19 protein-coding genes and 4 tRNA genes are annotated in these 18,735 nt (G+C 30.4%); 13 read left to right on the plus strand and 10 right to left on the minus strand.

Annotation, left to right across the window (positions count from 1 at the left end):
• Nucleotide 1: 1 nt before the first annotated feature.
• From AS157_RS02260 to flhA, 4 genes are read right to left on the minus strand one after another with little or no spacing between them, the layout of a single operon-like run.
• Complete coding sequence (locus AS157_RS02260; RefSeq protein ID WP_077289838.1) at nucleotides 2-547, minus strand: PilZ domain-containing protein; 546 nt, start codon at nucleotides 545-547, stop codon at nucleotides 2-4.
• Nucleotides 544-1,380, minus strand: a complete 837-nt coding sequence (locus tag AS157_RS02265; RefSeq protein WP_077289837.1) for a P-loop NTPase — start codon at nucleotides 1,378-1,380, stop codon at nucleotides 544-546. Before AS157_RS02265 ends, AS157_RS02260 begins: the two co-directional genes overlap by 4 nt.
• Entirely contained in the window at nucleotides 1,364-2,485 is a 1,122-nt protein-coding gene (flhF, locus tag AS157_RS02270; RefSeq protein WP_077289836.1) for a flagellar biosynthesis GTPase FlhF, read from the minus strand. Before flhF ends, AS157_RS02265 begins: the two co-directional genes overlap by 17 nt.
• Nucleotides 2,482-4,530, minus strand: a complete 2,049-nt coding sequence (gene flhA / locus AS157_RS02275; RefSeq protein WP_077289835.1) for a flagellar biosynthesis protein FlhA — start codon at nucleotides 4,528-4,530, stop codon at nucleotides 2,482-2,484. The genes flhF and flhA overlap by 4 nt, the downstream gene beginning before the upstream one ends.
• A gap of 184 nt (nucleotides 4,531-4,714) precedes the next feature.
• Here flhA and AS157_RS02280 point away from each other — a divergent pair.
• The 7 genes from AS157_RS02280 to AS157_RS02310 all read left to right on the plus strand — a co-directional run bounded on the left by AS157_RS02280 (nucleotide 4,715) and on the right by AS157_RS02310 (nucleotide 7,211).
• A tRNA-Glu gene (locus AS157_RS02280) sits at nucleotides 4,715-4,790 on the plus strand.
• Nucleotides 4,791-4,796: 6 nt separating this feature from the next.
• Nucleotides 4,797-4,871 (plus strand) — tRNA-Val (locus AS157_RS02285).
• 16 nt (nucleotides 4,872-4,887) lie between these two features.
• Nucleotides 4,888-4,963 (plus strand) — tRNA-Phe (locus AS157_RS02290).
• Nucleotides 4,964-5,107: 144 nt separating this feature from the next.
• Nucleotides 5,108-5,198 (plus strand) — tRNA-Ser (locus AS157_RS02295).
• A 56-nt stretch (nucleotides 5,199-5,254) separates the two neighbouring features.
• Nucleotides 5,255-5,698, plus strand: a complete 444-nt coding sequence (rimP, locus tag AS157_RS02300) for a ribosome maturation factor RimP (protein WP_075666418.1) — start codon at nucleotides 5,255-5,257, stop codon at nucleotides 5,696-5,698.
• 12 nt (nucleotides 5,699-5,710) lie between these two features.
• A complete protein-coding gene (nusA, locus tag AS157_RS02305) occupies nucleotides 5,711-6,745 on the plus strand; it encodes a transcription termination factor NusA (RefSeq protein WP_077289834.1) in 1,035 nt (344 codons plus the stop codon).
• A gap of 13 nt (nucleotides 6,746-6,758) precedes the next feature.
• Nucleotides 6,759-7,211 carry a Fur family transcriptional regulator gene (locus AS157_RS02310; protein WP_077289833.1) on the plus strand — a complete coding sequence of 151 codons (453 nt, stop codon included), beginning with the start codon at nucleotides 6,759-6,761 and terminating at the stop codon, nucleotides 7,209-7,211.
• On the opposite strand, the gene AS157_RS02315 is transcribed toward AS157_RS02310, so the two are convergent.
• Genes AS157_RS02315 through AS157_RS02340 form a run of 6 tightly spaced genes read right to left on the minus strand, consistent with a single transcriptional unit; the run spans nucleotide 7,124 to nucleotide 12,936 of the window.
• A complete protein-coding gene (locus AS157_RS02315) occupies nucleotides 7,124-8,338 on the minus strand; it encodes a ComEC/Rec2 family competence protein (RefSeq protein WP_077289832.1) in 1,215 nt (404 codons plus the stop codon). The genes AS157_RS02310 and AS157_RS02315 overlap by 88 nt on opposite strands.
• A gap of 2 nt (nucleotides 8,339-8,340) precedes the next feature.
• Entirely contained in the window at nucleotides 8,341-9,549 is a 1,209-nt protein-coding gene (locus AS157_RS02320) for a 2,3-bisphosphoglycerate-independent phosphoglycerate mutase (protein ID WP_077289831.1), read from the minus strand.
• The gene (gene lgt, locus AS157_RS02325) at nucleotides 9,546-10,415 is read right to left on the minus strand and encodes a prolipoprotein diacylglyceryl transferase (protein ID WP_077289830.1); all 870 of its coding nucleotides are present in this window, start codon (nucleotides 10,413-10,415) and stop codon (nucleotides 9,546-9,548) included. Before lgt ends, AS157_RS02320 begins: the two co-directional genes overlap by 4 nt.
• Nucleotides 10,412-11,710: a DUF8509 domain-containing protein gene (locus AS157_RS02330; protein WP_214494952.1), complete on the minus strand. Its 1,299-nt coding sequence runs from the start codon at nucleotides 11,708-11,710 to the stop codon at nucleotides 10,412-10,414. Before AS157_RS02330 ends, lgt begins: the two co-directional genes overlap by 4 nt.
• Nucleotides 11,711-11,719: 9 nt before the next feature.
• Nucleotides 11,720-12,322, minus strand: a complete 603-nt coding sequence (locus AS157_RS02335) for a Na(+)/H(+) antiporter subunit B (protein ID WP_077287891.1) — start codon at nucleotides 12,320-12,322, stop codon at nucleotides 11,720-11,722.
• Nucleotides 12,310-12,936: a winged helix-turn-helix transcriptional regulator gene (locus AS157_RS02340; RefSeq protein WP_077289828.1), complete on the minus strand. Its 627-nt coding sequence runs from the start codon at nucleotides 12,934-12,936 to the stop codon at nucleotides 12,310-12,312. Before AS157_RS02340 ends, AS157_RS02335 begins: the two co-directional genes overlap by 13 nt.
• 92 nt (nucleotides 12,937-13,028) lie before the next feature.
• Between AS157_RS02340 and AS157_RS02345 the strand changes: the two genes are divergently transcribed.
• From AS157_RS02345 to miaA, 6 genes are all read left to right on the plus strand, one after another.
• The gene (locus AS157_RS02345; RefSeq protein ID WP_077289827.1) at nucleotides 13,029-14,750 is read left to right on the plus strand and encodes an NAD+ synthase; all 1,722 of its coding nucleotides are present in this window, start codon (nucleotides 13,029-13,031) and stop codon (nucleotides 14,748-14,750) included.
• Between the two features lie 102 nt (nucleotides 14,751-14,852).
• Nucleotides 14,853-15,704: a deoxyribonuclease IV gene (locus AS157_RS02350; RefSeq protein ID WP_077289826.1), complete on the plus strand. Its 852-nt coding sequence runs from the start codon at nucleotides 14,853-14,855 to the stop codon at nucleotides 15,702-15,704.
• Nucleotides 15,701-16,495 carry a patatin-like phospholipase family protein gene (locus AS157_RS02355; protein ID WP_077287885.1) on the plus strand — a complete coding sequence of 265 codons (795 nt, stop codon included), beginning with the start codon at nucleotides 15,701-15,703 and terminating at the stop codon, nucleotides 16,493-16,495. The genes AS157_RS02350 and AS157_RS02355 overlap by 4 nt, the downstream gene beginning before the upstream one ends.
• Complete coding sequence (locus AS157_RS02360) at nucleotides 16,473-17,204, plus strand: hypothetical protein (RefSeq protein ID WP_214494953.1); 732 nt, start codon at nucleotides 16,473-16,475, stop codon at nucleotides 17,202-17,204. Before AS157_RS02355 ends, AS157_RS02360 begins: the two co-directional genes overlap by 23 nt.
• Nucleotides 17,201-17,824 (plus strand): hypothetical protein, encoded by a 624-nt coding sequence (locus tag AS157_RS02365; RefSeq protein ID WP_077289824.1) that lies wholly within the window; start codon nucleotides 17,201-17,203, stop codon nucleotides 17,822-17,824. Before AS157_RS02360 ends, AS157_RS02365 begins: the two co-directional genes overlap by 4 nt.
• Before the next feature lie 3 nt (nucleotides 17,825-17,827).
• Nucleotides 17,828-18,733 (plus strand): tRNA (adenosine(37)-N6)-dimethylallyltransferase MiaA, encoded by a 906-nt coding sequence (gene miaA, locus AS157_RS02370; RefSeq protein ID WP_077287879.1) that lies wholly within the window; start codon nucleotides 17,828-17,830, stop codon nucleotides 18,731-18,733.
• Nucleotides 18,734-18,735 lie beyond the last annotated feature (2 nt).

The following is an 18,735-nucleotide window of genomic DNA, read 5'->3' on the forward strand; positions in this document are numbered from 1 at the left end:
TCTACACCCTTTCGTTATTTTTGATTATTGTTTGCCAGTTATTAATAGATTCTTTTGAGACCTTCCCTCCTATTCTGTATATTTCTTCTTCGAAAATTTTCCATATGGGAGTAATTTTAATTTTATATTCATCAATTAGTATTTCAACTTCTTTCTCCAATTCCAAATCATTTTCTGAAAAAAATTGAAGTCCAGATTTTGAGACATCTACAATCACAAGTTTTTCATCATTACACTTCCCACGTTTGAAAAAGGGAAATCTTTTTTCTTTTCTTCTTTGAATCACACCTATTTTTTCATCTGTTTTTAAAAAATATCTTTTTTCTTCACTATTTATTATTTCACCTACTAGTGCTAATAGTGCTTCCTTAACTGGAATGTTTAACAACAATCTCTTACCTATAGTAAACAATTCAATACTTTCTATTTCTATTATTCCATTCTTTTTGATAGCTATTAATCTTACTTGATATTCTCGTTTTTCACTATCTTTAGCAATCAAATATATACCACTTAAATTTTTATTTATATATTCTATTATTGTCAACTTTGTTTCACTCCCTTAAAGAATGCTAATAATTTTTCTAATATTGTTTCTTTTTGAGGGATTTCTTTTTTTGTCAATATCGAAGCAATTCTGTATAAAGCAAAGGTGGGTTGTATTTTGGGACTATCTATTACAAATGGTTTTCTATCGTATACACTTTTTTCCACAGTTGGATGTTTCTTTATTAGTGTTAATGAACCTATTTTTTCCCCTGTAAACTTCTCAAGTACTGCAGAAAATCTATTCAGATTTTGAAGCGAATCTCTGTATTGTTCAATAAGATTTCCCACAAGATGTATGTTGTTTGATGGAACGCCTTTGTGAATTAATATTTTTACAAACGTATACGCATTAACTAATGATGTCGGTTGAGTTGTTGTAATAACTAACGTACTGTTTGCACAATTAAAAAATGGAGCAAAATTGTCGTTATAACCTGGTGGTAGATCAATTAAAATAAAATCATAATTCTGTGCAATTTGAGCAAAATTTATATAAAATTCTTTTACATTATTTTCGTTAAATAAGAAGATAGTTTCAAGGTCATTTCCAACATTTACAAGATCAGCACCATACTCTGTTGGATAAATTACATCTTTTTTTTCGCATTTTTTCATTATAAGGTCACTTAATGAAAATTTTGGATGAACATTTAGTAAAACATCTGAATTTGTAAATCCTACATCTAAGTCAAAAATTAATACTTTAAATCCCAAAGTTTTAAGTATAATAGACAAATTAACAGTTATTAGTGTTTTACCTACTCCGCCCTTTCCACTACCAACAAGGACAACATTTCCAAGATTTAACAGATTTCTAGCTTGATTTAACATAATTTAGCACCTCTCTAGACAATAAAATGGAGAGTTCTTTGTTACTTGCTTCGATTATGTCATCTGGTACACGTTGTCCATTTGTAATATAAATTATAGGTTTGTTTATAAAATGACTTGTGTTCAGAAAATGTCCTAAAGAAGACGTCTCATCCATCTTTGTTAATATTATATGAGTTGGTGAAATTTCGGAAAATTTTTTAGCTATAAGTTCAAGATCACTACTTCTATATTGCATTCCTACGACTAAAAATTTATAATCTGGTGATATGATCTCAGACATGGCCTTTATTTCATTCATTTGCAATTCGTTTTTTTGACTTCGCCCTGCAGTATCTATAAAGACAACATCAAAATCAGACATTGCTTCAAGTTCTATTCTTGCCTCTTTAGGTGTGTATGCAACTCTCATAGGTATGTCCATTAAAGTAGCATAAGTTTTAAGCTGTTCTGTGGCAGCAATTCTATAAGTATCTAACGTGAGAATTCCTACCTTTTTGTTTTCATTTATAGACATTTTTGCCGCAAGTTTTGCAAGTGTTGTTGTTTTTCCAACACCTGTTGGTCCTACAAACATAACTTTGCCAAATATATCTGGGTTTTCCGTTTTTATAAAAGGAAGAAATATTTCCGATAATACAAATCTTGTATTTTCATCATTGAAATCTATACTTCCATATTTTATCCTAATATATTCTATTACCTTTTCAATGATTTCCTGGTTAACATCATGAAAATTCAACGCTTTTCTCAAGTTTATAATCCATTCAGGTTCATTATCAGATCTTTGTCTTGAGACCATAGATTTTAACTCATACATCATTTTCTTTATTTCATCTAAATCATCGGAACCTTTTTTTTGGGAATTTTTAGAGAGGATTTCTTGAAGTTGATAAATTTGTTGGTTTTTACTTTCTTGATTTTGCTTCAGTTCATTTTCTTCAACGGCAGCTGTAACTTCAAGATAAGTTTTTGCTCCAATACCCAAAAACCCCCCTTTTTTTATTTTCCTTGTTCCAAGGATTACAGCATCTTTTCCCAATTCTATTTTGATTTTTTCTAAAGCTTCTTTGATATCTTTAACTAAATATTTTTTTACAATCATAGTTTTATCACTCCTTCAATTTGCATAGTTACATTTTCTGGTATTTCTTCATACGAAATCACAAATATCCCTGGAATGAACTTAATAATTAAATCAGCAATTAAAGGTCTTAACGATGAAGATGTTATGAGAATAGGGTTATAACCTTTTTTCATAAGAGTTTCTAGATTTCTAGAAATGCTTTCAATTAGTTCTCTCATAATTTCTGGATTTAGATCAAGATATCTTTCACCGTCTATTTCTTTTACCAAGTTTATTAGATTCTTTTCCAAGTTATTATCAAGTGCAACGGCATGTAATATGTTATCTTGTGCAATTAAAGGTGTAATTATCTGTCTTCTTAACGATTTCCGTACTTTTTCCGTTAGATATACTATATCTTTGGTGTATTCTCCATACTCAAGTAATGTCTCGAAAATTAACGGCAAATTCCTTATCGATATTCCTTCTTTTAATAATCTCTGCAATATTTTCTTTATCTCAGCAGGTTTTAGCAAATTGAACAGATCATCAACTAATTTGTCAAACTTGTTTCTCAAACCTTCAATTAATAAATCAAACTCTTTGCTTCCCAACAGTTCATGAGCATGCCGCTTTAAAACTTCTGTTAAATGAGTTGCAAAAACCGTCGGTGGATCAACAACGGTATATCCCAATCTACTTGCTTCTTCCTTTTTGCTCTCATCAATCCAAAATGCTTGTAACCCAAAAGCAGGTTCTTTGGTTTCAATTCCAGGTATTTTTTCTACCACAGTACCTGGATTAATTGCAAGTAATCTATTGGGTAATAGCTCATACTTTGCCACTTCCGCTCCTCTAATAAATATGGCGTATTCATTTGAATTTAATAAAACACTATCACGTACCCGTATTGGAGAAACAACAAGTCCTAATTCATATGCCAGCTGTTTTCTTACCATCGTAACCCTTTCAAGTAAATCTCCACCTTGAGAAGTATCTGCAAGTGGAATTAACCCATATCCTATTTCTATTTCTACTGTATCAGTTTGAAGTATTTCCGAAACTTCTTGCGGAGTAGAAAGTACAGGTCCTAAACTTTTTTCCGTGTACATTTCACCACTATACTCTGTAGTTTGAAGTTCTGGTTCTTGATTACCTTTAATTAATATTCCAGTAATTAAAAATAGTAAACCAATAAGTACAGCAGTAAGCGGTATAGGAGTAAATATTCCCAAAAACATTAATATTGTTCCTGTTAAAATTATTACTTTCTTTTCACTTCCAAGTTCATTAATAAGTTCATTTCCTAAGTTATCTTCAGAAGCAGCCCGAGAAACTAAAATACCAGTTGCAGTTGAAACCATTAATGCTGGGATTTGTGTTACAAGTCCATCACCAACTGTAAAAAGTGTAAATGTTTGTGCAGCTTCATTAATCGTCATTTTATGAGTAAGAATACCTATAATTAATCCACCAATTATGTTTACAAGAACAATAATAATACTTGCAATTGCATCCCCTCTAACAAATTTAGAGGCTCCATCCATAGCACCATAAAAATCTGCTTCTCTCCTTATCTCTTCTCTCCTTTTTCTTGCTTCTTCTTCTGTTATCAATCCCGCGTTTAAGTCAGCATCAACACTCATTTGTTTACCAGGCATTGCATCTAAAGTAAACCTTGCTGCTACTTCTGCAATTCTTTCCGAACCTCTTGTAATGACAATAAATTGGATGATAACTAAAATTAGAAATACTACAAGTCCTACAACGTAATTTCCACCTACAACAAAATCTCCAAATGCTCGAATAACTTTACCTGAAAATTTTGGACCTTGCAGTAGTATAAGTCTTGTTGACGCAACATTGAGTCCGAGCCTAAATAATGTGACAACCAAAAGAATTGTAGGAAAAGATGAAAGTTCTAGAGCTTTTCTTATATACATTGTAGAAAATAAAATAACCAACGAAAGGGAAATATTCAAAAGTTGGAAAAAATCCAGTAAAAAACCAGGTATCGGTAAAACCATCAATAAAACAATAGCCGCAACCATTATTGCAACAATTACATCAGCACCTTTATTCATTAAATCACCTCTAAAAAGCTTTCTTTATATATTTTACCATATTTTTAATATATATAACACACGAATTTTAGTTAACACCATATTTTTTCACCTGTCAGATAAAAGTTACAAAAATAACAGTTGACAAAGAAAATAATTTTTGATATTATTGATTACGGTCGATTTTGAAAAACAAATAAGAAATGCCCCCATCGTCTAGCGGTCTAGGACACTGGCCTTTCAAGCCAGAGGCACGGGTTCGAATCCCGTTGGGGGCGCCAGGAAATGGGTGCGTAGCTCAGTGGGAGAGCGCCTGCCTTACAAGCAGGAGGTCGTAGGTTCAAGTCCTGCCGCACCCACCATATGGATTATAATGGTGGCGAGGTAGCTCAGTTGGTAGAGCAGTGGACTGAAAATCCACGTGTCGACGGTTCGATTCCGTCCCTCGCCACCAGTTGTTTATTTACTCAAAGTTACGTTTTTGCTTCGATCCAAAAGTCCTAAAAGCAACGTATGCTTATTTCTATTCATATATTTGAAGTTGAAATAAGGTATTGCAAAATCTCAAATTTATGGTAGAATCTTAATTGGTTGTTTTGGAGAGGTGGCCGAGGGGTCGAAGGCGCACGCCTGGAGAGCGTGTGACGCCCATAAGGCGTCCGTGGGTTCAAATCCCACCCTCTCCGCCAGAAAAACCGGGACATAACAAGTCCCGGTTTAATATTTGTATAGGTGAGGTGAAAAAATGAGAGATATAGTCTCTCAAGTAAAAAAGATATCTGAAAAAATTTGCAAAGAATTACAATTAGAGTTGTTCGATGTAAAATACTACAATAAATCTGGTAGATGGTTTTTAGAAGTGATAATTGATAATCCGTATGATTATGTAAGTACTAAAGATTGTGAAAAAGTTTCAAGGGCTCTTGAATATGAATTAGACAAAATAGACATAATTCCAAGTAAATATTATTTAACTGTTTCATCCCCAGGACTAGACAGACCACTTAGAAATATTAATGATTTTGAAAGATTTATAAATCACAAGGTCAAAATAAAAACTCAAACAAATTCATATATCGGCTACATAAAAAACATTAAAAACAATATTATAACAATAGATGTAAACGGAAAAAAAATTGAAATAAAATTTGAAGAAATTAAAAATGCAAATTTAGAAATAGATTTTTAGGAGGGGAAAGATATGAATTTGGATTTTTTACAAGCTCTAGAGCAACTTGAGGAAGAAAAAGGAATAAAAGTTGATGAAATCATTCCAATAATTGAAAAAGCATTGATGAGTGCATACAAAAAAAACTTTGGTGGTGAAAAAAATGTTGAAATAATCATCAACAGACAAACTGGTGAAATTGAAGCATTTCAACTTTTAGAAGTAGTAGACAATGTAGAAAAAGAAACAACCCAAATTTCGTTAGAAGAAGCATTAAAGATTAAATCAAACGCACAAATTGGTGACATCATAAAAAAAAGAATTAATGTAAAGAAATTTGGAAGAATTGCTGCACAAACGGCCAAACAAGTGTTAATTCAAAAAATAAGAGAAATTGAAAAAGAAAAACAATTTGAAAAGTATTCAGAACTTGCAAACAAAATTACAACCGCAGAAGTAATTAGAGTAACCAAAGATTGGGCAGATATTAGAATAGGAAAACTGGAAACAAGACTTCCAAAAAAGGAATGGATTCCAGGTGAAAACATTGAACCTTCATCACTTATTAAAGTATACGTTAAAGATGTAAAAAAAGACAAAAAAGGACCTAAAATACTTGTCACAAGAACAAATGAAGAATTTGTTAAAGGCCTACTCGAATTAGAAGTACCCGAAATTGAATCAAAAGTTGTTGAAATTGTAAAATTAGTCAGAGAACCTGGAATAAGAACTAAAGTTGCAGTAAAATCAAATAATCCAAAAGTTGACCCTGTAGGTGCATGTATTGGTGAAGAAGGAATCAGAATAGCTGCTATTCTCAAAGAATTAAAAGGTGAGAAGTTGGATATAATAAAATGGGCAGAAGATCCAAAAGAATTAATTGCAAGTGCTTTACAACCGGCAAATGTTGTTGAAGTTGAAATACTTGATCTTGAAAATAAAGCTTCAAGAGTTATAGTACCACCAAATCAACTTTCACTTGCAATAGGAAAAGGTGGCCAAAACGCTAGACTTGCAGCTAAATTAACAGGTTGGAAAATAGACATTAAACCACTTATGAATGTATAAAAGGAGGCTAACCATGTATATAGAAACACTAAAAAAAGAACTAAAAAACAAAAAATACAGAATGACACCACAAAGAGAATTGGTTTTAAAAGTCTTTATGGATAATGAATCAAAACACCTTGGTGCAGAAGATGTGTATAGAATTTTATTTTCCAACAAACATACAGTAAGTAAAGCCACAGTTTATAGAACCATCGAACTTTTAGTTAACTTTGGGCTTTTGAGAAAAATCGATTTTGGTGATGGTATTTATCGATATGAACTTGCAAAAAAAGAAAAAATGCATCATCATTTTATTTGTAATGTCTGTGGCAAAATATACGAAATCGAAGAAAAACACCTTAATATAATAAAGAAAGAACTTCTTGAACAAGGATTTCAATTTGAAGATTTCGATTTCAAAATATATGGGATATGCCCAAAATGTAGTAAAAAAACAAAGAAAAAAAGTTCAAATAATAAATAAGTATAGATACCACCGGGTACTTTAGGAAGGTTTGCAAAAATCTTTAATGTTGATTCAATAATATTTGTAAAAGAAAGAAATAATTTTAAAAGAAATTCTGTTATCATGCTTAAAGAAAATAATTCAAAAACAAAAGCAATTAATAAAACAAAAAGCAATATCTGAAATGGGATCACTAAAATGAAAGTCCCTATAATTGAAAAAAGATTAATATTTGTAAACAGCGCCAAAAATGGTGCACTACCTAAGAAAGCAGATACCATTTTTAAATATTTGTTCTCAACAAATAATATTCCAAATGTACTAAAAAAACTCATATAAAAAGAAAGAGAAAATGCCAAAGCAGGCTCAATAAACAAAAACAATAATCCAATAACACAAAGTATATCAATTTTATTAAACGTTTTTCCTTCAAAAATGGTAGAAAAGAATATAAGTAAAAATGCCCTTAGCGCTGGTAAATTAATACCTGTTGCAATAAGAAACAGAAAACTAAAAGCCAAAGAAAGGTATTCTTTCAACTCAAACTTTGAAAAAAGGAAAAGAAAAAATGTATAAATTATCGATATATGCATACCAGATATGCTAAAAAAATGATACATACCACTATTTTTTATATAATCTCTTTTTACCTTTCCACCAAACAATCCATAATAGATCTCGCTAAACTTTAGAATTTTTTTTCTAAAATTCTCTGAAATCATGTAAATATTCCTAAAAATCGAAAAATAGGGTGATGAAATCACCCTATTTTTATCTAATTTTACTTTTGGATATGAAAAATTATCCGCCTCCATATCTCCATAATAATAAACAATATCCCCCAGTGGTAATTCTTCGTTAATCCCTACTAACATTCTTAAACTTATCCATTTATTTTCAAAAAAAATTTTCCCAAAAACAAGGGAATAATTATCATTAGTTTGAATAACCCGTCCAACATATTCAAACGTTCCAAAAACTTTTAATCCGCCATAAAAATTAATTATTAAAAACACAAAGAGTATAAAAAATATTTTTTTATTTTTCCAAAACAAAAATGGAATAAATAAAAAAAGTTTTGGCACAGAAAAAATAGGGGCAAGCAACGCCCCTATTAATCCTACAAAAAATAAAATTAAAAACATCTTTACGCACCGTACTTTTCTAACCTTCCAGCATATCCTAATGCAAGTGGCATAACATCAACAGCGTAAATAGTTCCCAAAGTTCCACGTGCACATTCAAATTCATTATACAATTTCGATAATCCTTTTCTTGTAAATTTGGAATAAACCATCAATGGTACAGGGTGAAATGAATGACCTTTCATTGCGCAAGGAGTAGAGTGATCACCTATTACAACTAATACATCTGGATTTAAATCCAATAATATTGGGAGGTTTTTATCTACTTCTTCAATTACTTTAACCTTTGAATCAAAGTTACCGTCTTCTCCATATGAATCCGTCTTTTTAATATGAACGTAAAAGAAATCGTATTTCTCCCAATTTTCTTTAACAGTATTAAATTCGTCTTCAATTGTTTGACCTGTTTTCAAAATTTCCATACCTACTAACTTTGCAAGTCCTTTATACATTGGATAAACCGCAACAGCAGCTGGTTTTAATTTATACACTTCTCCAAATTGTGGAAGATTTGGATACTTTGAAAATCCCCTTAAAAGTGCAAAATTCATTTTTGGTTGATCCTTTAATACTTCTTTTATTTTATCAATCAACATATTAATAATTTTCTCTGACTTTTTTGAATCTTCATCTAATGCTTTTGTATATTTTATAGGTTTCCCTTCTTTTTGTGGATCGGCATCCTCTAATTTATCATGTAATCCTTCTCCTGTTAACTTTACTACAAATCTATGCTCTTTTCCAGGATAAAATCTAACTTCTACATCTTCTATTTGCTTGATGTTTTCGTTTAAAATCTCCACTATTTTTGCGCTCTCCTCCGATGAAGGCCTTCCCGCTCTTCTATCAACAATTATATCACCATCTAAAGTTGCAAAATTTCCCCTTGCAACCAAATCTTTTTCTCCTACTTCTACATCAATACCAAGTGCTTCTAAAATTCCCCTTCCAATCTGATATTTCAAAGGATCATAACCAAAAATTCCAAGATGTCCAGGCCCACTTCCAGGGGTTATACCAGGTAAAACAGGGATGGTTTGACCTAGATCACTTTTTTGGGCCAAAGAATCTAAATTTGGAGTGTTAGCTTCTTGCAATGGTGTTAAACCTTTATCTCCTGGAATATCTCCAATACCATCCATAACTAATAATATAATTTTAGAGTTGTTAGGCGTAATTAAATCACCAATAACGCTTTGTCTATCAATCATTTTACCACCTCCGAATGTTTTCTAATATAAATAAACATAAAAATACCAAAAACTATCAGTAATAAGCTCACAAGTTGAGCAATCCTTATTTTCCCGAAATACAGACTATCCGTTCTTAATGATTCAATCCAAAACCTATTAATTGAATACAAAATAAAATATAATGCCGTAGTTTCTCCGTGGTTTTTCTTCTTTAAATCATAATTGTATAGGAACAAAAATATTAAGAAATCGATAATACTTTCATATAAAAATGTGGGATGAAAATATGAAAATTTTTCAAAACCCGGCATCCTATTTGAAGGCGGAACATACATCTTCCACGGTAAGTTTGTAGGTCCTCCATAAGCTTCATAATTAAAAAAGTTTCCCCAACGCCCAAGGGCTTGTCCTAAAGGCAAAACACTTGTCAAAAGATCAGTTCCCTGCAAAAAACTAAAAGAGCAATTTTTTTTCACCTTTGTATAAATATACGTTGACAAAATAGCACCAATTATTGCTCCATGTATTGCAAGCCCTCCATGCCAAATTTTTACAATTTCATCTGGATATTTTGAATAAAATTCATCCCACATAAAAATTACGTAATAAACCCTTGCACCAATTATTGAAAAAATTATTCCCCAAAATACTGCTTCATCAAAATGTTCAGGCTCAATTTCAAAAACCCCAAGCCTTCTTTTAACCAAATAATAAGAAATAACAATACCTAAAACTATCAAAAAACTATACCAACGTAGTTCAAACATTCCTATTTTAAATATATACCTCTTAAGTAAAATTTCCCCCGAAAAAACATTACTCAAAAACCAAAAGAGAAATATTACAACTAAAACACTTACAATAAAAATTAAAAACTTCTTCAACGTCTCTTCCTCCTCTTGTCTTTTTCATAAAGATTTTTGTAAACATAACTCAAATTTGATAATTTTATTTTTATATCCTCTGGGAATTCCAAATATCTCCAAAAAATTTCCCTCACTTCTTTTTCCAATTTTTGCACACCCTTTGATTCTTTCAAAATCCAAAGTATATAATTTTTCAAGAAATACTCATCAGGTCTTTCTTTTATCTTATTGTCCAACATATAGTTATAAAATTCACCTGTTAATCCTTCCTCCATCCAATGTCCAAATGAAAGCTCTTTAGAAACTTTCCATCTGTAATCTCCCAAAGCACGTAAAATAGCTATATCTAAATTTTTTGGAAACATAGGAATAACAACCCTTCCTCTTCCACTTAAAAAATTCAATCCCTCAAAAGGTTCCCAACAAAATCCATAATCTCCATACCCTGGAACAATTATAAAGTACGGCAAAAACCTTATATTTACTCCCTTAATACTCCTTTGAAAAATTTTATAATCTATTTTTTCAACTTCTTCAATCTTATTTTTCAAAACCTCTTTCGTTAACATAAAAGCATTTGTCAAAAATATAGAAGATAATACCAAAAACCTGTTTCCAAGCCTTCCGACAGATTTATTCAACATTTGTTTTATAACCATGTATTCTGTAAACTCTTTTTTGTTTTCAATTTTTTCATCAGATAATTGTTTTTTTTCTAAATCCTCTATTTGATTATAAAGTATCTCAACCTCTCTATTCAACTGTTTTAATTTTTTTAACCTTTCAATTGCTTGGTCTATCAACGATAAAATCGCTTTGTTATATGGTTTATCTTCGAAAGATATATTCTTTACAATCTCTAGAACTTCTTTTTCATACTTTTTTCTTTCCGTAATTTTTTCTTCAAATGCTTTCGTAAAAGAAGAAACATTACTCGTTAAAACCCTGGGCTGTTCTATAGTTTCAAGATAACTACTTGGATTAATTTTACCATTTTTCACAGCTAGTAACCATTCGTCAACATAAAACACATTTTCTACTTCTTCAACAAATGGTATTTTTCTAATTTTCTGAACATCACTTGTACTTAAATATTTGGGTTCTAGTAATCCAAATCTTAAAAACAATCTTTTTTCAATTTCATAGTCTTCTGTTATATTCCTACAAAGATACTCATACAATTTCCATACAACTTCAATAAATTTCCTTTTAATAGTTGAATCATTAAAATTTTTCTCCAATGCTATCTTTGCACTAACAACTTCTTTTGCCAAATCCTTTGAAACCCCTTTTAAAAGATTTTCAAAATACATAATCGCCTCCTATATTATACCTCTGTGTTTTATAAAACTATACAGTATTATCCACGTACCAAACATAACCTTAAAATAAATTAAGATATTTAACAATACAATATTGTTTTTTCCAATTAACGAAACTATTGAAGATACATATATTAAAAGTAAAATCCATTTTTCAACAATCTTTACTTTGTACTTGCTGAATAGATACTCAAATTCATTAATCGTAGTACTTAGCGCATACAAAAGCAAACCTGTTCCACCTGCGACTCCTGCCGAAAAACCTCCTCCAGGACTTTTATGCCCAAAATATGCAAGATAAAAAGACAACAAAATTACAAAATAGCTCAAAAATCTTAAAAAAATTCTAATATGGTTCTCGTGTAAAAAAAGATTCTTTTTCTCCTCCGAATAGTTAAACAAAAAAATACCTAACGCTGCTAAAGAAAACACCAACACCTCAAATACTGTATCATACAACCTATTTTTCAAGTAAATTTCTGCAACAAAATTATCTACATACCCTAACTTACTGAAATCAACACTATAATTACTGTAATTAAATAAAAACATAAAAAGTATTATAAATAAGAAAAATAATGATGCAATTTTTAACCATGCCATTTTATTTTAAACTCCTCTGTATTGAAAACATAAATATCACTATGTTGATACTTTTTTGCTTTACTAACCATAATCTTGGAATTCTTTATTGACGCTACAATTATAGCATCAATTTCTGCCTTATCTTCAATGCTTATAACAGGTATACCAAAATATCTATTCCTAATTTTCTGTGTATCATCATCGAAAAATACTACCACATTAAAACCTCTATTCAGTAGAAGTTGTGCTAAAGTTCTTCCTACTAAACCTGCGCCATAAATACCAATAAAATTTTTGGATTTTAATTTTAAAAATATACTTTCAAGATGTGATTCAATTTTCATGGAAAGTGAAACTATATCATTGAAAAATGCCAACTTTAAATAATAAAGCTCAGAAATCCCTTCTTCGGTTAAAAAATATCTCAATTTTTTCCCCAAATTTTCCACTTTAATTAATCCACTTTCCCTTAACTTATTTAAGTACTTATTAACTAACGATGGAACAATACCGACTAAACTTGAAAGGTTCTTTTGTGAGATTTCACTATCTTTATTTATTGACTCCAGAATCAACAACTTTCTATATTCAGGTGTAGGTTGAAAAAATTTTAATGCGTCTATTTTTACCATTTTATCCCCTCCAAAAAAATTATATCACATAAATAGTTTTATTTATCTCAAAATAATGTATAATTAAATAAAGAAAAACAGGAGGGATTAAAGTGTACATAAGGGTAACTATTGCACAGTTAAATTCTCATTTAGGAAATTTTGATGAAAACTTAAAAAAAATATATAAAGCAGTAGATATCGCAGAAAAAAACAAAGCAGATTTTGTAATATTTCCTGAATTATTTCTTACAGGTTATCCACCAGAAGACTTAATCTTAAGAACTTCTTTTTTAAAGAAAAATATTAAATATTTGGAAAAAGTTATTTCATACTCTAAAGATAAAAATGTTGTAATTTTACTCGGATATATAGACGTGGAAGAAGATGCTTACAATTCTATGTCTATAATTCATCATGGGAAATTTTTGGGAAAATATCATAAACAATTACTACCAAATTACAGTGTCTTTGACGAACACAGGTATTTTAAGCCAGGTAAAGAAACTGTTATTATAGAATACAACAGCATCAAAGTTGGTCTAAACATATGTGAAGATATCTGGAGTCCTATTGGTCCGTTACACTATCAAGTATTAAACGGTGCTCAACTAATCTTAAATGCATCTGCTTCTCCTTATTACTATGGAAAGCGCACTTTACGAAAACAGTATCTTTCAACCAAATCATATGATTACCATTGCCCGATAGTGTACTGTAACTTGATAGGTGGACAGGATGAAGTAGTTTTCGATGGAGGCAGTATAGTAACAACATCTAAAGGAGATATATTATATGAATGCAAACCTTTTGATGAAGAAATTATAACGATTGACATTCCTATAGAAGAAAACTTAAGAACAAATCTACAAGATCCTAGAAGAAGATATATAGAACTCGAAAAAAAAGATGTCAAAATAATTAAAATCTCAAATATACAACCCAAAAGAAAAAAACTAAAACTTTCAAAAATTACCTATAATCTCAATAAAGAAAATGAAATATTCAAGGCAATCACATTAGGTCTAAAGGACTATATCAAGAAAAATGGATTTAAAAAAGTAGTAATTGGACTTAGTGGTGGAATGGATTCATCACTTGTTGCGGCAATTGCAACGGAAGCCTTGGGAAAAGAAAATGTTGTAGGTATTTTAATGCCATCAATGTATAGTAGCGAACACAGCATAAAAGATGCCATTGCTTTAGCGGAAAATCTGGGTATTAAATATCATACATTAAAGATAACAGATATATACTATTCTTTCATGAGTGAGTTAAAAGACATCTTTAAAGATCATCCCGAAGACATAACAGAAGAAAATATACAAGCAAGAATTCGTGGAACACTTTTAATGGCCTTATCAAACAAATTTGGATACATAGTGCTTGCAACAGGAAACAAAAGTGAAATAGCAACAGGATATTCTACACTTTACGGTGATATGGTTGGAGGTTTTTCGCCAATTAAAGACGTATACAAAACAGAAGTATATAAAATTGCAAAATGGTATAATGAATACAAGGGAAAAGAAATAATTCCACATAATGTCTTCGTAAAACCACCAAGTGCAGAATTAAGACCCGATCAAAAGGATCAAGATACATTACCACCTTATGAAATATTAGACGAAATACTAAAATTATATATTGAAAAAGAACTATCAGTTGAGGAAATATCGGAAAAATACGACTTAAACACAGTAAAATACGTTGCAAAATTAGTAGATAAAAACGAATATAAAAGAAGGCAAGGTGTAATTGGCGTTAAGGTAACGGAGAGATCCTTTGGAAAAGACAGACGTATGCCAATTACAAATCAATACAAAGAATGGTAGAAATATTGTTCTAATTTTTCGTAATAAAATAATAAACATTTCACCTGCTCTAATCTAAATCGATAACAAGAAACTAGTTATAATTAAAGGAGATGGACAAAAATGATCATGATAGGTGCACATATGCCAATAGGTGGTGGATTTAAGAGGGTTCCAAAAGAAACTTATGAAATTGGTGCAAATGCTTTTCAAATATTCCCACATAATCCACGCCAATGGCGAGCCAAATTACCAAATGAAGAGGATATAAAAATCTTTAAAGAACGCATAAAAATGTACAATATCGAAATAGAATCTATGCTATGTCATAGTGGTTATCTCATTAACATTGCAAGCCCAAACGAAGAAACTTGGAAAAAATCGCTAGAACTTCTAATCCTTGAAATGCATATATGTAAGACTCTGGGGGTAAAATACCTAAACATACACCCAGGAAGCCATTTAAAAAGTGGTATAGAAAGCGGAATAATTAAAATAGTAGAAGCTCTTAATATTGCAATGGATGAGGAAAGTGAAACTTTCATACTATTGGAAAATGTAACTAAAAAAGGGGGAAATATTGGTTCAACTTTGGAGGAGTTAAATAATATAATCGAAAAAGTTAAACATCCTGAAAGAGTTGGAATAACAATAGATACATGCCATGCGTGGGACGCAGGATATAACATAGCAAACAAGGAAGAATTGGAAAAGTTCTTAAAAAAAATAGATAAGTTATTTTCCATTGAAAAATTAAAGTTTATACATTTAAACGACTCAAAAAATGAACTTGGCTCTAACAAAGATAGACATGAAAATATTGGAAAGGGAAAAATCGGTAAAGAAGGACTCAAAATCTTTCTAGAAAACAAAATAATTCAAAACATACCATGGATTTTGGAAACTCCTGGAGATAATGAAATACATAAAAATGATATTAAAGAAGTATTTAAAATAATAGGAGTGAAACAATGAATATAGGACTCTCTCTTGCCGCAGGTGGTGTAAAGGGATTTTCACATATTGCGACACTTAAATTTTTGGAGGAATATAATGTAAAACCTGATATAATAACGGGAGCTTCTGCTGGTGCAATTGTCGCAGCATTATATGGTCTATACGGTAATAGTCAAATTGTGTACGAAAAATTTTCCGAAGGTATAGAAAAGTTTTTGCCAGATTTCAAAACATATACCGAAAAACTCGAAAAATCAAGTATTTGGTCAATCTTCCAAAGAGCATTAGTACCTATTGATCAATATTACAAATTTTTTAGATATCTTTTTGAAAGAAAAAAATTTAGTGATCTAAAATATAAAATTGGAATAATAACGTTTGATACATTAGAAGGAAAATCTCTGCTTATTACAGAAGGATTCTTAGTAGATGCCGTAATGGCTAGTTCTTCCGTACCAGGTGTTTTTTCACCACTATGGATAGCTGGAACACAAAATACAGATGGTGGTGTTTTATCTCCTACTCCAGTAAGTGAAGCAATAGAAATGGGGGCAGATTTTGTAGTTGCAAGCACTTTTGAAAGAAAACCGAATGATTTTCCGAAAGATCAAATGGAACTTATGTACTACATAGATACATGGAAAGAGATAGAACTTGAGTATGTTGATTTAGAAAAAGCAAATGTGGTAATATATTATAGGATTCCTTATTTCTGGTATCAATTCAACCTCTACAAAGAGATATACGAACATTCTTTAAAATTCATATATGAAAGGAGAAAAGAATTTGACCCTCGCTTTTGGTGGTGATTCAATATTATATCTATCTATTCCGGCATTCTTTAACGTATCTGAAAAATATGACTTGTTTAATGAAATACATTGTACAGGTTTTTCCTGTATACCTGTGTATTTATATCTTAAAACAGGTTCATATAACATATCATACCTTAAGACCAAGAAACTATTCCCTGAAATAAAAAAAACATTCCATTTTTTATATGGTCTATCACTTTTTGGAATTGTTGAACAACTAAGAACACTTTATAAAGCTTCTAAAGGAATAGATGGATTCAAATCTCAAAAAACGTTAATAAACTTTGTAAAAAAATACTTTCCTGATGAGGAAATTCCAGGCAAGATGAAGATACATGCCTTCAATTTGAATACTTTTAACGATGAAATATTAAAAGGCTCCATTCGGGAGGCAATGATAAAAACATTAACTTTCCCAATAGAATTTAAACCTTTTGAAAATTATATTTCTGGGAGTTGGGTATATGGAATACCAGAAGCCGATTTTTTGTTTTATATAAGCTCAAACTTTCAAACTAATTTAAAAAATGCTGTTGACTATATGATGTTTTCAACAATATCAAGAACAAATAAAATTACAAATAATCGATTAGAAAAGGCACCTCACAAAATTATATATCAGACTAATTCGTTAAATCCATTTGAAATTTCCACAGAGGTTTTTAAACTGTCACAGGAATATTTAAGGAGGTACTTTTCATGAAAAAAATTGCAATATCCTTTTTTTTAATAGTTTCACTCATCTTTTTTACAAAAACTATACACGTTTCTTCCGATTATATTGAACCAACTGACAACTTAATAAAATACGAAGGAAGTATTTTATTAAGAATTGACGAAGATAATCTCAAACTCTTAACTCAAAAGATGGTTATAAAAAAAATAAACAACAAGTGGAACACATTAGTCTCGGAAAATAACGTAAAGATAGAATTTGAAAATGGAATAATCGAAGGAACAAATTTGAATTACAATGTTGAAACACAAGTCGGAACACTTAAAGATGCTTCATTAACAATCCACGATTCTAAAAGTACGGAAACTATTTCAATAAAATGTGAAAACCTTGAATTTAATCTAAAAGAAAAAGATTTCCGTGGAACAGGAAAAAACGATAAAATATTCATCAGTAAAGGTAGTATTGTTGCAAAAGCTTTTAAGTTCTACTATAATAGAACTAAAGGCGAAATTACTCTGGAAAAAAGTGTTGATTTAAAAGACAGTAAAAAGAAAATAAAACTTTTAGCAAAAAAAGTTGTGATATTTACAGAAACAAATAACATGAAAGGTGAAGATGTTAAAATTGAGATATTGGTGGAGTGAGATATGAAATATAGCATAATTACAGGTCCAACCGCTGTTGGAAAAACAGATTTGTTAATCGAAATTTCCACAAGATTAGGTGCCCACATTATTTCCCTTGATTCTAGACAAATTTACAAATTAATGGATATCGGAACAGCAAAACCTTCTAAAGAAGAACAGCAAAAAGTAAAACACCATTTAATAGACCATATCTATCCAGATGAATATTATAATGCATTTTATTTTAGACAGGAAGCTCTGGAAATCAAAAATAAATTAGAAGAAAAAGGTATTCTGCCATTATTTGTAGGTGGTACAGGATTATATATCGACGCACTAGTAAAGGGATTCTTTGAAGGAGCACCAAGAGATGAAAATATAAGAAAAAAATTAAATGAACTTGAAAAAAATGAACCCGGTATTTTGAGGACAATGCTTCTAAAATACGATCCTGAATATGCAGCAAAAATTCATCCTTGTGATTTGAAACGTACCATTAGAGCACTTGAGGTTTTTTTCAAAACAGGAAAGAAAATCTCGGATTTGCACAAACAAGATAAAATTTCAAGTGATTACAAAATACTAATATTAACGAGAAACAGAGATGAATTATATGAAAGAATAAACTATAGAGTTGATTTAATGATAAAAAATGGATTAATCGACGAAGTAAAAATGTTAACCGAAAAATACTCCAAAGATATTAATGCCTTTCAAACAATTGGGTACAAAGAACTAATAAATTTCTTTGAAAAAAAATACGATATTAAAACCGCTATACATTTGATTAAAAGAAACACTAGACATTTTGCCAGAAGACAAATAATATGGTTGAGACGATATAAAAATGCCTTGTGGATAAATCTATCCGAGCTTTCGAGAAAAGAAGCGCTAGAAAAAATAGAAAAATTCATAAACGAGGTGTAAAT

This window comes from Thermosipho sp. 1244, from assembly GCF_018588215.1.
Lineage (GTDB): Bacteria > Thermotogota > Thermotogae > Thermotogales > Fervidobacteriaceae > Thermosipho > Thermosipho affectus.

What these genes read in the sequence shown, in the direction of transcription:
- AS157_RS02350 (WP_077289826.1), top strand. Translation starts at nt 14,853, where the DNA reads ATGATCATGATAGGTGCACATATGCCAATAGGTGGTGGATTTAAGAGG.
- nusA (WP_077289834.1), top strand. Translation starts at nt 5,711, where the DNA reads ATGAATTTGGATTTTTTACAAGCTCTAGAGCAACTTGAGGAAGAAAAA.
- flhF (WP_077289836.1), bottom strand. Translation starts at nt 2,485, where the DNA reads ATGATTGTAAAAAAATATTTAGTTAAAGATATCAAAGAAGCTTTAGAA.
- AS157_RS02315 (WP_077289832.1), bottom strand. Translation starts at nt 8,338, where the DNA reads ATGTTTTTAATTTTATTTTTTGTAGGATTAATAGGGGCGTTGCTTGCC.
- miaA (WP_077287879.1), top strand. Translation starts at nt 17,828, where the DNA reads ATGAAATATAGCATAATTACAGGTCCAACCGCTGTTGGAAAAACAGAT.
- AS157_RS02320 (WP_077289831.1), bottom strand. Translation starts at nt 9,549, where the DNA reads ATGATTGATAGACAAAGCGTTATTGGTGATTTAATTACGCCTAACAAC.
- AS157_RS02265 (WP_077289837.1), bottom strand. Translation starts at nt 1,380, where the DNA reads ATGTTAAATCAAGCTAGAAATCTGTTAAATCTTGGAAATGTTGTCCTT.
- rimP (WP_075666418.1), top strand. Translation starts at nt 5,255, where the DNA reads ATGAGAGATATAGTCTCTCAAGTAAAAAAGATATCTGAAAAAATTTGC.
- AS157_RS02340 (WP_077289828.1), bottom strand. Translation starts at nt 12,936, where the DNA reads ATGGTAAAAATAGACGCATTAAAATTTTTTCAACCTACACCTGAATAT.
- AS157_RS02355 (WP_077287885.1), top strand. Translation starts at nt 15,701, where the DNA reads ATGAATATAGGACTCTCTCTTGCCGCAGGTGGTGTAAAGGGATTTTCA.
- AS157_RS02335 (WP_077287891.1), bottom strand. Translation starts at nt 12,322, where the DNA reads ATGGCATGGTTAAAAATTGCATCATTATTTTTCTTATTTATAATACTT.
- AS157_RS02310 (WP_077289833.1), top strand. Translation starts at nt 6,759, where the DNA reads ATGTATATAGAAACACTAAAAAAAGAACTAAAAAACAAAAAATACAGA.
- AS157_RS02365 (WP_077289824.1), top strand. Translation starts at nt 17,201, where the DNA reads ATGAAAAAAATTGCAATATCCTTTTTTTTAATAGTTTCACTCATCTTT.
- AS157_RS02330 (WP_214494952.1), bottom strand. Translation starts at nt 11,710, where the DNA reads ATGTATTTTGAAAATCTTTTAAAAGGGGTTTCAAAGGATTTGGCAAAA.
- flhA (WP_077289835.1), bottom strand. Translation starts at nt 4,530, where the DNA reads ATGAATAAAGGTGCTGATGTAATTGTTGCAATAATGGTTGCGGCTATT.